The 16,271-nt window shown below is 59.8% G+C and carries 15 protein-coding genes; 6 read left to right on the top strand and 9 right to left on the bottom strand.

Translation table 11 applies throughout. From position 1 onward, the window contains the following. Window positions 1-47 precede the first annotated feature (47 nt). On the bottom strand, window positions 48-524 hold the full coding sequence (locus AC1DF8_RS13785) for an NUDIX hydrolase (protein ID WP_478153934.1): 477 nt from the start codon (window positions 522-524) through the stop codon (window positions 48-50). Between the two features lie 78 nt (window positions 525-602). Here AC1DF8_RS13785 and AC1DF8_RS13780 point away from each other — a divergent pair, with 78 nt between their 5' ends. Further along, window positions 603-1,415, top strand: a complete 813-nt coding sequence (locus tag AC1DF8_RS13780; protein ID WP_112547340.1) for a hypothetical protein — start codon at window positions 603-605, stop codon at window positions 1,413-1,415. A 117-nt stretch (window positions 1,416-1,532) separates the two neighbouring features. On the opposite strand, the gene AC1DF8_RS13775 is transcribed toward AC1DF8_RS13780, so the two are convergent. Further along, entirely contained in the window at window positions 1,533-2,906 is a 1,374-nt protein-coding gene (locus tag AC1DF8_RS13775; protein ID WP_478154083.1) for a class II 3-deoxy-7-phosphoheptulonate synthase, read from the bottom strand. A 257-nt stretch (window positions 2,907-3,163) separates the two neighbouring features. On the opposite strand from AC1DF8_RS13775, the gene AC1DF8_RS13770 reads away from it, so the two are divergent. Continuing rightward, window positions 3,164-4,447, top strand: a complete 1,284-nt coding sequence (locus tag AC1DF8_RS13770; RefSeq protein ID WP_113116838.1) for a pilus assembly protein TadG-related protein — start codon at window positions 3,164-3,166, stop codon at window positions 4,445-4,447. A gap of 105 nt (window positions 4,448-4,552) precedes the next feature. Here AC1DF8_RS13770 and gor read toward each other — a convergent pair whose 3' ends face one another. The 3 genes from gor to rpiA all read right to left on the bottom strand — a co-directional run bounded on the left by gor (window position 4,553) and on the right by rpiA (window position 7,353). After that, entirely contained in the window at window positions 4,553-5,938 is a 1,386-nt protein-coding gene (gor, locus tag AC1DF8_RS13765; RefSeq protein ID WP_478153933.1) for a glutathione-disulfide reductase, read from the bottom strand. Window positions 5,939-6,046: 108 nt separating this feature from the next. Further along, window positions 6,047-6,637 carry a DUF2059 domain-containing protein gene (locus tag AC1DF8_RS13760; RefSeq protein WP_112547343.1) on the bottom strand — a complete coding sequence of 197 codons (591 nt, stop codon included), beginning with the start codon at window positions 6,635-6,637 and terminating at the stop codon, window positions 6,047-6,049. A 17-nt stretch (window positions 6,638-6,654) separates the two neighbouring features. Continuing rightward, window positions 6,655-7,353 (bottom strand): ribose-5-phosphate isomerase RpiA, encoded by a 699-nt coding sequence (gene rpiA / locus AC1DF8_RS13755; protein WP_112547344.1) that lies wholly within the window; start codon window positions 7,351-7,353, stop codon window positions 6,655-6,657. 194 nt (window positions 7,354-7,547) lie between these two features. Here rpiA and AC1DF8_RS13750 point away from each other — a divergent pair, with 194 nt between their 5' ends. Next, the gene (locus tag AC1DF8_RS13750) at window positions 7,548-8,282 is read left to right on the top strand and encodes an HAD family hydrolase (RefSeq protein WP_478153932.1); all 735 of its coding nucleotides are present in this window, start codon (window positions 7,548-7,550) and stop codon (window positions 8,280-8,282) included. A 122-nt stretch (window positions 8,283-8,404) separates the two neighbouring features. Here AC1DF8_RS13750 and AC1DF8_RS13745 read toward each other — a convergent pair whose 3' ends face one another. Further along, entirely contained in the window at window positions 8,405-10,303 is a 1,899-nt protein-coding gene (locus tag AC1DF8_RS13745; RefSeq protein WP_112547346.1) for a L,D-transpeptidase family protein, read from the bottom strand. A gap of 80 nt (window positions 10,304-10,383) precedes the next feature. Further along, window positions 10,384-10,722 (bottom strand): hypothetical protein, encoded by a 339-nt coding sequence (locus tag AC1DF8_RS13740; protein WP_162735759.1) that lies wholly within the window; start codon window positions 10,720-10,722, stop codon window positions 10,384-10,386. Here AC1DF8_RS13740 and fumC point away from each other — a divergent pair. Beyond that, window positions 10,721-12,112, top strand: coding sequence for a class II fumarate hydratase (gene fumC / locus AC1DF8_RS13735; RefSeq protein WP_478153931.1), 1,392 nt, complete (start codon window positions 10,721-10,723; stop codon window positions 12,110-12,112). The two genes, AC1DF8_RS13740 and fumC, sit on opposite strands and share 2 nt — an antisense overlap. A gap of 179 nt (window positions 12,113-12,291) precedes the next feature. On the opposite strand, the gene AC1DF8_RS13730 is transcribed toward fumC, so the two are convergent. Beyond that, a complete protein-coding gene (locus AC1DF8_RS13730) occupies window positions 12,292-12,600 on the bottom strand; it encodes a hypothetical protein (RefSeq protein ID WP_113210396.1) in 309 nt (102 codons plus the stop codon). A 292-nt stretch (window positions 12,601-12,892) separates the two neighbouring features. On the opposite strand from AC1DF8_RS13730, the gene AC1DF8_RS13725 reads away from it, so the two are divergent. Next, the gene (locus tag AC1DF8_RS13725) at window positions 12,893-14,500 is read left to right on the top strand and encodes a fumarate hydratase (protein ID WP_478153930.1); all 1,608 of its coding nucleotides are present in this window, start codon (window positions 12,893-12,895) and stop codon (window positions 14,498-14,500) included. Window positions 14,501-14,558: 58 nt separating this feature from the next. On the opposite strand, the gene AC1DF8_RS13720 is transcribed toward AC1DF8_RS13725, so the two are convergent. Then, window positions 14,559-14,795, bottom strand: coding sequence for a hypothetical protein (locus AC1DF8_RS13720; RefSeq protein ID WP_112968253.1), 237 nt, complete (start codon window positions 14,793-14,795; stop codon window positions 14,559-14,561). Window positions 14,796-15,158: 363 nt separating this feature from the next. On the opposite strand from AC1DF8_RS13720, the gene AC1DF8_RS13715 reads away from it, so the two are divergent. Further along, window positions 15,159-16,229, top strand: a complete 1,071-nt coding sequence (locus AC1DF8_RS13715; protein ID WP_478153929.1) for a GGDEF domain-containing protein — start codon at window positions 15,159-15,161, stop codon at window positions 16,227-16,229. Window positions 16,230-16,271 lie beyond the last annotated feature (42 nt).

The raw sequence follows: 16,271 nt of genomic DNA, 5'->3' as shown, positions 1-16,271 counted from the left end.
CATGCGGAATGCATACAGGGCGCGTGGCGTCACGACAAGGGCCTCGATCACCGTCTCATGGCGATCGGCAGCGCAGGCTGCGAGACTGCGGTCTTCATGAGATCGACGATACCATCCGGGAAAATGACGTCGGCACTGGCAAGTAGTTCTTCGGCCGACCACCAGTGGTGATCCGCCATGACCTCTCGTTCCAGATCCGTCCAGCCGCTATCGGAGATCGCCCCACGCTCGGTGCGCAGCACAAAAAACTGCTCCTCGGCGCGCACCATCTCGCCATTGTGGAGCTGAAATTCGAAAGACCGGCTGCCGATCGATGATCCCACCTGATCCACATGGAGGCCGGTTTCCTCCGTGAGCTCACGCAAGGCCGCGGCTTCGAACGTCTCGCCCTCCTCAAGCCCGCCGCCCGRCGTCGCCCAATATTGCCGCCCCGCAAGCGCGCCCGATCTGAAGACGAATTTGAAAAGCAGGACGCACCCGAACTGATCGAGTAGAAGCAGCCGCGCGGCCGGACGTGTTCGCATCAAACTTACCTCTTGTGTCATCGCTCATGAGAATGGCAATGGAAGAAAATCGCAACCTCCGGTGAAAAAAAGCATCAGATGCTTCGTTTCGGCTTTCGTTTCGCAATCGTCGTCTTTCTGACCCTGCTCACACAGATCGGCGGTATCGCCTATCTCGTAGGCATCGCGGTTGCACGCCTTTGGGCCGTGCGTAGATTTGTGCCGAAGCTCGCACTCTTCCTGCTCGTCTATACCAGCCTGACGATTGTAACCAGCATCGTTGCGCCGATCTTCGGGCGTGTTCCCCTGTCCTGTCTGGCAGACGCTGCAGACAAGCTTGTCGTCCGCTCACCGATCTACTGCGCCCTCAATCGAAATTATGTCACGCCTGCAGTGCGCGATCTGGCCTATGCCCTTGCAGACAATATGGACAGGCAATTCCCCGGCGCGACAACGATCGCACTGGATGCCAATTTCCCCTTCCTGACCGGCTTTCCGCTGCTGCCGCATTTGTCGCATACTGACGGCAGGAAGCTCGACTTCGCCTATTATTACGAGGATTCCAGCGGTAATTTCCTTGATGGCGTCACCCGCTCACCAATCGGCTACTTCGCTTTCGAACAGCCCGCCAATAGTGATGAGCAGCCATGCAAGGGGCGGAACGACTGGCTGACGGGGCGTTGGGACCTCGATTTTCTCCAGCCGCTTTTTCCTGCCTACCGGCTTCAGAAGCAACGGACGGCGGCGGCGGTGAATTGGCTCACCACCGAGGGCGTGAGCCGGTTCGGAGTGGAGAAGGTATTTCTTGAACCGCATCTGAAAAAAGCGCTCGGCATCACCGACGATCATGTGCGGTTTCAGGGATGCCGCGCTGCGCGTCACGACGACCATCTGCATGTTCAGTTGCGGTGATGCCCTCGCCTCCCTCATCGGTGGGCTTATCACAGGGGGTAATGGCGATGCCTGTGACTCCACAAACAAAAAGCCCGGCTCTAGGCCGGGCTTTTCAAACTCTATCGGCTAATCGCCTCAGGCCCTTGCGGCCATCCGCTTCTCGTCACGCCCGCCCTTCATGCGCTCGGCCAGCAGGAAGGCCAGCTCGAGTGCCTGGTCGGCGTTGAGGCGCGGGTCGCAATGGGTGTGATAGCGATCCTGCAGGTCCTCGGCCGTGACGGCGCGGGCGCCGCCGGTGCATTCCGTCACGTCCTTGCCGGTCATCTCGATATGGATGCCGCCCGGGTGCGTGCCTTCGGCACGGTGGATCTGGAAGAAGCTTTCGACTTCCGAGAGGATCCGTTCGAAGGGCCGCGTCTTGTAGTTGTTGAGCGTGATCGTGTTGCCATGCATCGGATCGCAGGACCAGACGACCTTCTTGCCCTCGCGCTCGACGGCGCGGATGAGCTTCGGCAGGCTGTCGGCGACCTTGTCATGGCCGAAGCGGCAGATCAGCGTCAGGCGGCCGGCTTCGTTGGCCGGGTTCAATGCGTCGATCAGCTCGATCAGGTTGTCGGGCTGCAGCGACGGGCCGCATTTCAGGCCGATCGGGTTCTTGATGCCGCGGAAATATTCCACATGCCCATGGTCGAGCTGGCGGGTGCGATCACCGATCCAGATCATGTGGCCGGATGTGGCGTACCAGTCGCCGGAGGTGGAGTCGACGCGGGTCAGCGCCTCTTCGTAGCCGAGCAGCAGCGCCTCGTGGCTGGTGAAGAAATCGGTCTCGCGCAGGCTCGGATTGTTTTCCGAGGTGATGCCGATCGCCTTCATGAAATCCATGGTTTCGCTGATGCGGTCGGCAAGCTTGCGGTAGCGCTCGCCTTGCGGGCTGTCCTTGACGAAGCCAAGCATCCACTTGTGCACGTTGTCGAGATTGGCATAGCCGCCCATCGCAAATGCGCGCAGCAGGTTCAGCGTTGCGGCCGACTGGCGGTAGGCATCGAGCTGGCGCTCAGGGCTCGGGATACGGGATTCCGGCGTGAATTCGATGCCGTTGACGATATCGCCGCGATAGCTCGGCAGCGAAACGCCGTTCTGCGTTTCCATCGGCGCCGAACGCGGCTTGGCAAACTGGCCGGCGATGCGCCCGACCTTCACGACGGGAAGCTGGGCGCCAAAGGTCAGCACGACGGCCATCTGCAGGAAGGCACGGAAGAAGTCTCTGATATTGTCGGCGCCGTGCTCCAGGAAGCTCTCGGCACAATCGCCGCCCTGCAGCAGGAAGGCATTGCCTTCGGCGACATTGGCAAGCGCGCTCGTCAGGCGGCGGGCCTCACCGGCAAAAACCAGCGGCGGATAGGTGGAGAGCGTGGCTTCAGTCGCCGCCAGCGCGGCCGCGTCGGGATATTCCGGAACCTGCTGGATTGGCTTGCTGCGCCAGCTGCTCGGGGTCCAATTCTGTGCCATGTCGCTCATCTGCTTCCCCACCCGGTTTACCCGGATGCCTGCCCGTTAAAGAATGCGGCGGCTTATAAACCTTTCGGCTTCCCTTGCCTAGTAGCGCATTCGGCGCCCCGAAAGAGTTTCCATCGCCGGCTCGCAGCGTCACTCCGGCTGCGCCAATGCGACGTCGAACCTGGCGTTAAGGCGATATATACCATGCTATTTTCCGGCTAATTTAGATTTCGTATGTAAAGCAGACCCTAATAATATAGGGGTTGAGCATGGGTATCCTTTCGTCCGCGTTCCTTTCGGACCGATCCGGCAATTTCGGCATCATGACGGCGTTGCTGATGGTGCCGCTGGTAGGCTCTGCCGGTCTGGCGCTGGACTATGCCCATGCACTGAGCCTGCGCACCGAGCTCTATGCCGCGGCCGATGCTGCAGCCGTCGGCTCGATTTCCGAAAAATCGGATGCGGTGGCGGCTGCCATGACCATGCAGGGGGACGGCACCATCTCGGTCGCCAAGACCGATGCCCGCAGCATCTTTTTCTCGCAGATGTCCGGCGAGCTGACCTCGGTGGCGGTGAACCTGAGCATCGACGTCACCAAGACGGCCAACAAGCTCAATTCGAAGGTCACCTTCAGCGCCTCCGTACCGACCACCTTCATGCATATCCTCGGCCAGGACTCGATCACCATATCGGGCTCGGCGACGGCGGAATATCAGACCGCATCCTTCATGGATTTCTACATCCTCCTGGATAACACGCCGTCCATGGGTGTCGCCGCAACGCCGACCGACGTTTCCAAGCTGCAGGCCAAGACCGGCTGTGCCTTCGCCTGCCACCAGATGGACCAGGCCTCCAACAACTACACGATCGCCAAGAGCCTCGGCGTCGCCATGCGTATCGATGTGGTGCGCCAGGCAACCCAGGCGCTGACCGATACGGCCAAGACAGAACGCGTCAGCGCCGACCAGTTCCGCATGGGCGTCTACACCTTCGGCACCAAGGCCGAGGATGCCAAGCTGACGACGATCTCAAATCTCACCTCGGATCTGACGACGGTGAAAAACTATACCAACGCCGTCGACCTGATGACCATTCCCTATCAGAACTACAATCAGGACCAGCTCACCAGCTTCGACAGTGCCATGACGCAGATGAACACCATCATCGATCCGGCCGGCGACGGCACGTCGAATACCAAGCCCGAAAAGATCCTGTTCTTCGTGTCGGATGGTGTGGGCGACAGCTACAAGCCTTCGACCTGCACCAAGAAGACGACCGGTGGCCGCTGCCAGGAGCCGATCGACACGTCCTTCTGCAAGCCGCTCAAGGATCGCGGCGTCAAGATCGCCATTCTCTACACCACCTACCTGCCGCTGCCGAGCAACAACTGGTACAATACCTGGATCAAGCCCTTCCAGAACGAGATACCCACGCGCATGGCCGCCTGCGCCTCGCCGGGCCTCTATTTCGAGGTGTCACCGACCGAGGGCATTGCTGATGCCATGAAGGCCCTGTTCCTGAAGGTTATCCGCGCGCCGCGCCTGACGAGCTAAGCATGTCGTCCAGCCCTGTGAAGCCGTTTCGCGACAAGGACGGCATAAAACAGAGATCACCCTCGCCTGCCGCCTGTGCGGCAGGCCTCATTTCATGAGGATGGATCAGACGCGCTTGCCGTCCCGGATACGGTAGCTCGGCGCATACATGGTCACCAGTTCTTCGGCTGCCGTCGGGTGCAGCGCCATGGTCCGGTCGAAATCGTCCTTGGTGCAGCCGGCCTTCAGCGTGACGCCAAGGATCTGCGCCATTTCACCGGCGTCATGCCCGAGAATATGGGCGCCGACCACCTTGCGGCTTGCGGCATCGACGATCAGCTTCATCATCATCTTTTCCGCCCTGCCCGAGAGCGTTGCCTTCAGCGGCCGGAACTGGGCGCGATAGACTTCCAGCTCCTTGTAGCGCTTGGCCGCCTCTTCTTCGGAAAGACCGACCGTACCGATCTCCGGCTGCGAGAAGACCGCCGTCGGGATGAGGTCGTAATCCGGCTTGGTCGGATTGTCCTTGTACTCCGTCTCGATGAAGCACATCGCCTCATGGATCGCGACCGGCGTCAGCTGTACCCGATCGGTGACGTCGCCGAGCGCATAGATGTTCTCGACATTGGTACGAGAATAATCGTCGACGATGATGGCGCCGCGCTCGTTGACTGCAACGCCCGCCTTTTCGAGCCCCAGCCCCTTCGTGTTCGGATCGCGACCAAGCGCAAGCATGACGATACCGGCGTTGAGCGTGCCGTTCTTCAGCGTCTCGATAACGAGGCCGTCTTCACCCTTCGTCACCTTCTGCATCACGTCCTGGCAGAGGATGCGGATGCCCTTGGCGACCATTGCCTCATGCAGCCCGCGGCGCAGGTCCTCGTCGAAGCGCGAGAGGATTTCGGTACCACGATAGATCAGCGTCGTCTCGACGCCGAGCCCGTGGAAGATGTTGGCGAATTCGACGGCGATGTAGCCGCCGCCGGCAATCAGGATCGATTTCGGCAGTTCTTCCAGGTGGAAGGCCTCGTTGGAGGAAATGCAGAGCTCGTGGCCGGGCAGCGCCTCATGCGGGTTCGGCCGGCCGCCGGTGGCGATCACGATGGTCTTTGCCGTCACCGTCTCGCCCGTCTTCAGGAGCCTGATCGTATGCGCATCGACGAGTTCGGCGCGTGTCTCCAGGATTTCGGCATTGGCGCCGGCAAGGCCCTTCTTGTAGAGCCCTTCCAGCCGCGCGATCTCATTGTCCTTGGCCGCGATCAGCTTCTGCCAGTCGAACGAGCTTTCGCCGACCGTCCAGCCGAAGCCGGCCGCATCCTCGAAATGTTCGTGGAACTGCGAAGCATAAACGAAGAGCTTCTTCGGCACGCAGCCCCGGATCACGCAGGTGCCGCCGTAGCGATATTCCTCGGCGATCGCCACCTTCTTGCCGAGCGAGGCTGCAACGCGTGCGCTTCTCACGCCGCCCGAACCGCCGCCGATGACAAAGAGGTCGTAGTCGTAGGAAGGCATGATGATCTCCGGAGGGAATCGCTGGACGGGTTTTCAACATATAGGTGGCAGCGCCACAAAAACAAAAGCCCGGACGAGGCCGGGCTTTTGTCGAAATGAAGGATGGTCTTACTTCTTGGCAGGTGCCGGAGCAGCGGGGGCAGCCGGCGCTGCTGCCGGAGCCGGCGTTACCGGGCTGTCGGTTGCCGCCGGCGGAGCCTTGATGACCTTGGAAAGCTCGGCATTGCTCTGCTTTTCCAGATCACGGGAAATGCCCTGCGCCCAGATATCGGCAGCCTTGGCGGTTTCACGCGAGGCAACCGGACCGTCGCGCAGCAGCTTCTTGCCGACGTCGGAATTGTAGAAGTCGGCGATCGCCTTCAGCTCTTCTACCGAGAAGGCCTTGGCATAGGTCAGAGCCGCTTCTTTTTCGAGGTCGGCACGACGCGGTGCCAGAGCCAGAGCCTGGGTGTCGACGGTCGCAGTGATCACGTCCTGATAGTTCGGCGAATCCTGGATGAGGCCGGCCTTCAGGCGCTCGGCCAGACCCGGCAGGATGTTGTCATACTGGGTGGTGGCGCCGATGGCATCCATGGCTGCGCGGGCAGCCTTCAGCTGCTCCTCGGAAACTTCCTGCGCTCTTGCGGCAGAGCCGAAGGCAAGCCCGGAAAGAACGATGGTCGCAGCGGCAAGACGGCCAAGACCTGCAATGTTCATCATGAGTTTCTATGCTCCTGTTATCTGTTTGCCTGCAGCGTACGGGCGCCTGCAGGACCGGCAATGATCGCAAGCGCCGCCATGTTGATGAAAAGCCCGTGCTCCACGACACCGGGTATGGAATTCAGTTCCCTCGCCAGCGCCTCTGCATCAGGAATGCGGCCAAAAGATGCATCGATGATGTGATGTCCGCCGTCGGTCGTAAAGTCTCCGTCACCGGACTGACGCAGCGTCAATTCGCCGGAAAGCCCAAGGCGCGAGGCGGTCTTTTCGATCGCCATGCGCGTCGAAACGAGACCGAAGGGATTGACTTCGATCGGCAGCGCGAAGGCGCCGAGCGTCTCGACCAGCTTGCTCTCGTCGGCAATGACGATCATCCGGCTCGAGGCTGCAGCGACGATCTTTTCGCGCAACAGCGCGCCGCCGCCGCCCTTGATCAGCCGGAGTGCCGCATCGACCTCGTCGGCACCGTCGATGGTGAGATCGAGCTGCGGCAATTCGTCCAGCGATTTCAGGGGGACACCGAGTTCGACGCAGAGCCGCGCCGTGCGCTCGGACGTCGGAACGCCCTCGACCTTGAAACCGGCGGCGACCTTTTCGGCGAGCAGGCGGACGAATTCTTCAGCCGTGCTTCCCGTCCCGATTCCAAGCCGCATGCCGTATTCGACATGGACGAGTGCTGCCTCGGCGGCCTTGATCTTCATTTCGCGGGCATCCATGCGCCGCTAGCTCCTGATATTGCGTTGGATGTGCTGTTTACACGGCTCGTATTGCAAACGAAAGCCAAAATCATCGTCCTGCGATTGAAAGCCACGCGTTTCGGCTGCGACTTTTCCGTCTGCCGGTGCGCCGTTGCTTTTCGGCTGTTCATCGCCTACTCCCGGATGACCCTACTCCGCAAAGAGGCACGACTTTGACCCCCGCTCCCGAAAATGCCGGCCAGGCTCCCTCCAAGAATAAAGGCCTCGTCGTCTTTGATCTCGATGGCACGCTGCTCGATACCCATGTCGACCTGGTCGAAAGCCTGAACTACACGATCGCCGCTCTTAATCTTGAGCCCGTCACCTATGACGATCTCACGCATCTCGTTGGCCAGGGAGCCCGTGTGATGATCGAACGCGCCTGCAAACTGCAGGGTCGCCCGATCTCGTCGGAGGAACTCGCCCCGCTCGTCGAGCGCTTCGTCGCCCATTACAGTGCGAACATGCCCGGTCATACCGAGCCCTACCCTGGCCTCGTCGCTGCCATGGACCGCCTGAAGGCCGATGGCTATGCGCTCGCCGTCTGCACCAACAAGCTGGAAGGTCTCGCCACGGGTCTTTTGGAGAAGCTCGGCCTGACGCATTATTTCGAGGCGATCACCGGCGGCGATACGTTCGAACATCGAAAGCCCGATGCCCGCCATCTGACCGGCACGATCGAGCGCGCCGGCGGCCATGTCTCCCGCTCGGTGATGGTCGGCGACAGCATCAATGACATTGCGGTGGCCAAGAACGCCGGGGTGCCTGTGATTGCGGTTCCCTTCGGCTATTCGGATGTACCGGTGGCGAGTTTGGACCCGGATGTGATCATCACGCACTTTGATGAGCTGACGGTGGAATTGGTGGAAGGATTGCTGAAGGGGGCTGAGGCAAAGGTTGCTGTTTGAGGGCTGATAGAGCTGGCCGTGCCGATCGCGCTTAGGGCTCCTCTCTTCTCAACTCGCACCCCTCAAATACAGGACGGGCGGCCCGAAGACCGCCCGTCAAAATCCTCATCCGGCGTCAAGCGTCAGATCTGCGCCTCACGCGACTTGGTCGTCACATCGAATGCCTTTTCCACATAGGCATCGCGGCCATAGACGTCGTCGAAATACTCGATCACGCCGTCCTTGTTCGGCCATGCAGTGAAATAGGACACGTAGACCGGAATCTTCTGCGGCACCTTCACGGCATGGTTCTGCCCGGTAGCGATCTGCTTGGCAACGTCATCGACCGTCGTGCCGAGAACGGCAGCGGCCATCGCGCGCGGATCGGACAGGCGCACACAACCGTGGCTGAGCGCACGCATGTCACGCTTGAAGAAGCTCTTCGAAGGCGTGTCGTGCATGTAGATGGCGTGGCTGTTCGGGAACAGGATCTTCAACTCACCGAGCGCATTGTCGCTGCTCGGCGGCTGACGCACAGAGATGTTCTGGGTCGAGCCGTACCAGTCGACGCTGGAGGACGGAACGGCGCGGCCGCCGACTTGAACCTCGTAGCCCATCTGGTCCAGATAGTTCGGGTCCGAGCGCAGCTTCGGCAGCATCTCGTTGATGATGATCGACTGCGGCACGCCCCAGAACGGGTTGAACTCGACAGTTTCGATCTCGTCGTCGAAGAAATAGGTCTGGTTGTTCTTGCCGCCGACGACGGTGCGCATCGCAAGCTGCTGCTTGGAGTCGTTATAGTAGTAGGCCATGAAGGCCGGCTGGTTGATCATCACGTAGCGCGGGCCGAGATCCGCGGGCAGCCAGCGCGCCTGCTCCATGGCGACGACGAGCTTGCCGATCCTGGAGCCGTTCGAGTCGCCGCCGGTCATGGTGCGCACGGTCGCCTGGCCGATCACGCCATCGGGCTTCAGGCCGTGTTCCTTCTGGAAGTCCTCGACCAGTGACACGATCTCGGGCGAATAGTCGCTGCTGCCGGTATAGGCCGAGAAGGTGGCAGCATGCGCCGTCTTCAGTTCTTCCGAACCATGCTTCTGGATTGCCTTGACGATATTGGCCACTTCCGGCGAGCTGTCGCCCGGCCGCAGCAGGCTGTCGAGCGAAATGGTGATCTGCTCTTCATAGCCGCCGCCGAGACCACGCAGCTTCGCAAGCTCGGCCTTCAGCGCCAGGAACTGCGTGCCGTCGGGGTTGCGGCTGGAAAGATAGGCCGCAACGTCAGGGCTCATGCGCGACAGCTTCAGCACCGGATCGAGCTTGACGACCTTGCGCTGGAAATCATGATAGCCGGAGAGCTTGTTCGGGTCGACGCGGCCACGGGTCGTATCCTGCACATAGGAGAGAACCTTGGAGGAAAGCGCGAGCTCGAACTGCGTCAGCGCACGGTCACGGACGTCAGGATCCGGATTGGCCGGATCGATGCTCGGCTCGGATACTGCGTAATCGGCGGGGTCGAGGCCGACGCTTGCCGCATCGGCGAGCACGCTCAGCGCCGCCTTGCCGCGCTCGTTGACACCCTCGCCGGACACCCAGACCAGCGGGTTCTTGCCGTCGCCGTAATAGCCCTGCAGGGCCTTGGCGACATCCGGATTGGCGCGGACCTTGGCTTCCGTCAGAAAATGGCGCTGCGGAGCGCCGTCGGTGGTGGTCGAACCGGAGACGTCGGCGACTGCACCGGTGACAACGGGATCTGCAAACTTCGTCGTGTCGACGAACTGCAGCGTTTCGGCCTTGTAGGTGTAATAACGCGGGCTGGAAACCTTCGGCAGCGCCGCTTCCGGATCGATATCGCCGCCGAGCCCGTTACGGTTGCCCGGATTGCCGCGCATTGGAGCCGAAGGGTCCATGATGATCGTGCTCTGGCCGCTTCTTGCCCGGTCGCCGCGCAGCATATCCATCAGCGTATAGGCATGCGCAGGAATCGCGCCCATTACGCAGGAAAGTGCCAATGCGGAAACCGCGCTTTTCAAAACGAACTTCATCTTGTTTTCCAGTCCCAGTATAATGCTGTTGTCGAGCAAATGGCTCAGATCAATTCTTCACGGCAGCCGCGGCCCATTCATCAGAAACCGGCCTGAGGCGCCAGCGTTTTCAGACTCAACTTTGTGTGACGGAGTCGAACGCAAGCGCCGTGCAGCAGTTCACACAAAATTATGAAATTATTAGTTAATTTTTTACCGAATTTTCCGGTTTGAGAAAGTGCGCTTTCTGTCGCTATTTGCATTAATTTCCCTGCGTGGCCGAAAAAACACGCCGCTGAAGCGCCTGAGCGGCGATGCAAAACATGAGATCCGTCTTCAATATTTCGTGTGGCGTCTGGTTTTCTTGGCAGGTTTTCCACCCTATAAGTCCTCATCTTCAAAGACTGCCCAACAGCATGTGACAGGAAGGCATGAGCCATGAGTTCAACCCGCACCGAAACCGACACATTTGGCCCGATCGAAGTCGCCAGCGACCGATATTGGGGCGCGCAGGCGCAGCGTTCTCTCGGCAATTTCAAGATCGGCTGGGAAAAGCAGCCGCTCTCGATCGTGCGTGCGCTCGGCATCGTCAAGCAGGCGGCCGCCCGCGCCAACATGGCGCTCGGCCAGCTCGATCCTGAACTCGGCAAATCCATCGTGAATGCCGCCCAGGAAGTGATCGACGGCAAGCTGAACGACCATTTCCCTCTGGTCGTCTGGCAGACTGGTTCCGGTACGCAATCCAATATGAACGCCAATGAAGTGATCTCCAATCGCGCGATAGAAATGCTCGGCGGCGTCATGGGTTCCAAGAAGCCCGTGCACCCGAACGATCACGTTAATATGAGTCAGTCGTCGAACGACACCTACCCCACGGCCATGCACATCGCCTGCGCCGAACAGATCGCCCATCACCTGCTGCCCTCGCTGAAGCACCTGCATGCCGCGCTCGACATGAAGGTCACGGAGTTCAGCCACATCATCAAGATCGGCCGCACGCACACGCAGGATGCGACACCGCTCACGTTAGGTCAGGAATTCTCGGGTTACGCAGCGCAGGTTGGCTCCGCCATCAAGCGCATCGAAATGACCCTGCCCGGCCTCTGCGAACTCGCTCAGGGCGGCACCGCCGTCGGCACCGGGCTGAATGCACCGGTCGGTTTTGCCGAAAAGGTTGCCGAAGAGATCGCCGTCATCACCGACATGCCCTTCGTGACTGCGCCGAACAAGTTCGAGGCGCTCGCCTCGCATGATTCGATGGTCTTCGCGCATGGCGCGATCAATGCGGCCGCCGCCGCCCTCTTCAAGATCGCCAACGACATCCGCCTGCTCGGCTCCGGCCCGCGCGCCGGTCTCGGCGAACTGGCGCTGCCCGAAAACGAGCCCGGCTCCTCGATCATGCCCGGCAAGGTGAACCCTACTCAGTGCGAAGCCCTCACTCAGGTCTGCATCCACGTCTTCGGCAACCACGCGGCTCTCACCTTCGCCGACAGTCAGGGCCATTTCGAGCTCAACGTTTATAATCCGATGATGGCCTACAACTTCCTCCAGTCGGTGCAGCTGCTCGGCGACGCTGCCGTCTCCTTCACCGATAATTGCGTCGTCGGCATCGAGGCCCGCGAAGACAATATCAAGGCCGGCCTCGAACGCTCGCTGATGCTGGTGACCGCCCTTGCCCCGAAGATCGGCTACGACGCCGCCGCCAAGATCGCCAAGACGGCCCACAAGAACGGCACGACCCTGAAGGAAGAGGCCTTGGCGAGCGGGCTGGTGACGTCGGAAGAGTATGACGCGATCGTGCGCCCGGAGACGATGATCAGCCCCAAGTGAGTTGATGAATTGAAGTATGAAAGGGCCGGCTTAGCCGGCCTTTCTTGTTTGAGATGGCCGGGATCCTTCCTTCATCTTTAGGTCAGATCAACTTGACCTGATAAGGGCAGACGTCGCCTGAATCTTGTGAGATTGTCACCGAGGACTGCAGTTATGCGGGAGCATAATATTAGCGGGTCTTATGAAAGCAGTCCCTTTAGCTTTTCTTCGACAACTCTCTCCAATTCGCGGACGTATGCTTCAAATTTTATCCTGTCGGCCCCCATTTGCACACAGCGATCTCGCCACCATAGTGCATACAGAGGCAGCTGCCAGATGAGGAGCACAAGTTTGCATTTCTCATTCGAATTGTATTTCTGCGGATCGATATGGCGGATCGTCTCGATAGCCCGTACAGCCTCGATCTCAACGAAGTTCATCTTCCGCATATCATAAAAGTGCCCGCCTGCGCGGAACTCCTTGCCAATCTCTTCCTCGATATCCTTCATCTCTGTCTCTCGAAATTCGAGTCACGGGGCATGCCGCTCAATTAAAACTCTTCGATTGTAAAATGAAAGCTTATTGCCATGCTGGTTGCTGGAGCCACTGGCCGAGAGATTTCACTTGCCTGCCGCGAACGCGGCTGGGTCAATCGCAACCATGATGGCTGAAAGATGTGGTCCTTCCGCAGCGAAACCACCGCGGAATTTTCACCACCAATCCCCCACCCTTCCCAATTGCTTTTAGCTCGTGCCAGATTTAGACCCGTTCCAAACTATCCCACCCAGAAAGGTCACTTCGATGGCTGACGATCTCTTCCCACTTGGCACCGACAACACCCCCTACCGCAAGATCAGCAGCGACCATGTCTCTGTCGATACTTTCAAGGGCCAGGAGATCCTGACCGTCGATCCCGAGGGTATCCGCCTTCTTGCCGAAACCGCCTTTGCCGATATCAACCACCTTTTGCGCCCCGGCCATCTGAAGCAGCTGGCCGCGATCCTCGACGATCCCGAAGCGACCGACAACGACCGCTTCGTTGCCTACGACCTCCTGAAGAACGCCAATATCGCCGCCGGCGGCGTGTTGCCCATGTGCCAGGATACGGGCACTGCGATCATCATGGGCAAGAAGGGCCGCCGCGTCTGGACCGAAGGCGGCGATACCGCGGCCCTCTCCAGGGGCGTTCTCGACGCCTATGAAAAGAAGAACCTGCGCTATTCGCAGCTCGCGCCCATCAAGATGTTCGAGGAAAAGAACACCAAGAACAATCTGCCGGCACAGATCGATATCTATGAGGAAGGCACCGACAGCTACGACTTCCTCTTCGTCGCCAAGGGCGGCGGTTCGGCCAACAAGACCTTCCTCTTCCAGGGCACGCCCTCGCTCCTGACGCATGATCGCATGCTGGACTTCCTCAAGGAGAAGATCCTCACCTTGGGTACGGCAGCCTGTCCCCCCTATCATCTGGCTGTTGTCATCGGCGGCACCTCGGCCGAGATGAACCTGAAGACCGTCAAGCTTGCCTCCACTCGCTATCTCGATGAATTGCCGACTGAAGGCTCGGAAGACGGACACGCCTTCCGCGATATCGAGATGGAAAAGGAAATCCACAAGCTGACGCAAAGCCTCGGCGTCGGCGCCCAGTTCGGCGGCAAGTATTTCTGTCATGACGTGCGCGTCATCCGCCTGCCCCGCCATGGCGCCTCGCTGCCGATCGGCCTCGGCGTCTCCTGTTCCGCCGACCGTCAGGCCAAGGGCAAGATCACCCGCGATGGCATTTTCATAGAGCAGCTGGAAACCGATCCGTCCAAGTACCTGCCCGAGATCGACGAGGCTAAGCTCTCCGAGTCCATGGTGCGTGTCGATCTCAACCGGCCGATGGCCGATATCCTGGCCGAGCTTTCCAAGCATCCGGTCAAGACGCGCCTGTCGCTGACGGGCACGATCATCGTCGCCCGCGACCTCGCTCATGCCAAGATCCGTGAGCGGCTGGAAAAGGGCGAAGGCATGCCCGACTATATGAAGAACCACCCGGTCTATTATGCCGGCCCGGCCAAGACGCCTGCCGGTTACGCCTCCGGCTCCTTCGGCCCGACGACTGCCGGTCGCATGGACAGCTATGTCGACCAGTTCCAGTCCTTCGGCGGTTCCATGGTCATGCTCGCCAAGGGCAACCGCTCGCGCGCCGTGCGCGAAGCGTGCAAGAAGCACCAGGGTTTCTATCTCGGCTCCATCGGCGGCCCGGCCGCCCGTCTGGCGCAGGATTGCATCCGCAAGGTCGAGGTGCTGGAATATCCAGAGCTTGGCATGGAAGCCGTCTGGAAGATCGAGGTTGAGGACTTCCCGGCCTTCATCGTCATCGACGACAAGGGCAACGACTTCTTCCAGGAGCTGAATCTGGGCTAAGGAAGTCCGGTGAAGGGCGATCGGCCGCGTGCCGTATCGCCCTGACAAACCCAATATTCTACCGCACCGAAGCCGCCTGAGGCCCTTCGAGATTGACGGCCGTCATGGACGGGGCCGGCCGCTTCTCCATTGTGGCGATATCGGCAGCGCTCAGGACATCCTCTGCCTTCACGCTGGCGACGATGTCTGTGCTGAAGATGCCATTGAAAAAGCCACTCTGCTGCAGAAGGAAGATGGTGCCGGCGAGAACGGCGAGACCAAGAATGACGGGTGACGTGTGGCGAGACGATTCCATGATCTCATGCCCAAAGACGGAGACCGTGATCCGGTCCCGATGAATTCGATTTCCTGAGATGGAATCTGTGATCTCGCCATGCCGGTCTGTAGATCAGACAAAAGATACCGACCGTCAACAAAGCGAAAACAATCCCTAAAAAGAGAAAACGATTGAACTTTTTTGGAACACCTCGCGCATAAGAGGTGTCTGCGTTGCAGTCGAACTTACAAATATTTGTGAAAAATCATAGGGCTGATCGTAGTATTGATGCCCGTCAAACTTATCGTATGTAATCTTTGGTATATGTCGCTTTAATCATTTCCCAAGAAATCTAAGGTAACAAATAGAAGATTGCTTAAGAATTGGATGAGGAGTTGCCGGATGAACACGGCTGTTGCGCCCAAGGTGCAGGTTCCCGATGTGGCGGGTCAGATCACCTATGCCATGCGCTCCATGGGCGTTGCGCCAATTCCCCGTAACTACGAACTCTTCTACGAAGCCTATATCGGCTCCAACCCGGCACTCACCCGCGACCTTGCCGCTCTCGGCAGCCAGGCGTCGCAGGCCGAGCTCGATGCGCTTGGCTCGCAACATTGTTCCCACACGGCGCCCGCCAAGATTTTCGACGACGCCCACAGCCGCATCGCCGGTGAGCTGGAAGGCCTGCTGCGCGTGCTGCGCCAGGAGCAGACCTCGCTCGAAAGCTACAATCGGCTGCTCAACGAGACCTGCAAGCGCATCAGCTCCAAGAGCACGACGAGCGCCGACCTGATCGAAAACGCCATCGACCTGCTCACCCAGGCAACTGGCGACACGATCATCCATGGCGAAAAGACCGTCGAAGACATGGTTCAGCGCTCGCAGGAGATGGATCAGGTCCGTAAGGAACTCGACGAATACAAGCGCATCGCCAATACCGACTCGCTGACACGCCTTTCCAACCGTCGCGCGTTCGACGACCGTCTGGCGGCCGTCTTCAACACTCCGGCGCTACGCCCGGTAACCGCCCTGCTCCTGGCCGACATCGACAATTTCAAGAAGATCAACGACACCTATGGTCATCCGGTCGGCGACAAGGTGCTGGCGACAGTCGCCTCCGTCATCCGCAGCAACGTCCGCCGCGACGTCTTCGTCGCTCGCACCGGCGGCGAGGAGTTCGCCCTGATCATCGACGGCAATACGTTGGATGAAGTCACTGCGATCGCCGAGCGCATCCGCCGGACGCTGGAATCGACACCCTTCAAGAATTCCCGCACGCGCGTCAATTACGGCCCGGTCACCGTCTCCATCGGCATCTGCATGGCCTCGCATGCCGACGATGCCGGCGAACTCTATTCCAAGAGCGATATCGCGCTCTACAGCGCCAAGAACGCTGGTCGTAACTGCACCGCCGTCTATGAGGACGGCATGCAGAAGGAGTTCACCAAGAGCTGGCTGATCTACAAGGCCTGATTTCTGGACCCGATGAACTGAGTTTTTTCGGCGGCCGCAACG

The organism is Rhizobium sp. 05N49 (assembly GCF_056396805.1).
Note: the sequence above shows the minus strand (reverse complement) of the source record. Positions and strands in the feature narration are given on the sequence as shown.

Bases quoted from the DNA above. Each gene is read 5' to 3' on its own strand.
- AC1DF8_RS13780 (WP_112547340.1), top strand. From the start codon at position 603: ATGCTTCGTTTCGGCTTTCGTTTCGCAATCGTCGTCTTTCTGACCCTG.
- AC1DF8_RS13775 (WP_478154083.1), bottom strand. From the start codon at position 2,906: ATGGCACAGAATTGGACCCCGAGCAGCTGGCGCAGCAAGCCAATCCAG.
- AC1DF8_RS13770 (WP_113116838.1), top strand. From the start codon at position 3,164: ATGGGTATCCTTTCGTCCGCGTTCCTTTCGGACCGATCCGGCAATTTC.
- gor (WP_478153933.1), bottom strand. From the start codon at position 5,938: ATGCCTTCCTACGACTACGACCTCTTTGTCATCGGCGGCGGTTCGGGC.
- AC1DF8_RS13760 (WP_112547343.1), bottom strand. From the start codon at position 6,637: ATGATGAACATTGCAGGTCTTGGCCGTCTTGCCGCTGCGACCATCGTT.
- rpiA (WP_112547344.1), bottom strand. From the start codon at position 7,353: ATGGATGCCCGCGAAATGAAGATCAAGGCCGCCGAGGCAGCACTCGTC.
- AC1DF8_RS13745 (WP_112547346.1), bottom strand. From the start codon at position 10,303: ATGAAGTTCGTTTTGAAAAGCGCGGTTTCCGCATTGGCACTTTCCTGC.
- fumC (WP_478153931.1), top strand. From the start codon at position 10,721: ATGAGTTCAACCCGCACCGAAACCGACACATTTGGCCCGATCGAAGTC.
- AC1DF8_RS13740 (WP_162735759.1), bottom strand. From the start codon at position 10,722: ATGGCTCATGCCTTCCTGTCACATGCTGTTGGGCAGTCTTTGAAGATG.
- AC1DF8_RS13730 (WP_113210396.1), bottom strand. From the start codon at position 12,600: ATGAAGGATATCGAGGAAGAGATTGGCAAGGAGTTCCGCGCAGGCGGG.
- AC1DF8_RS13725 (WP_478153930.1), top strand. From the start codon at position 12,893: ATGGCTGACGATCTCTTCCCACTTGGCACCGACAACACCCCCTACCGC.
- AC1DF8_RS13720 (WP_112968253.1), bottom strand. From the start codon at position 14,795: ATGGAATCGTCTCGCCACACGTCACCCGTCATTCTTGGTCTCGCCGTT.
- AC1DF8_RS13715 (WP_478153929.1), top strand. From the start codon at position 15,159: ATGAACACGGCTGTTGCGCCCAAGGTGCAGGTTCCCGATGTGGCGGGT.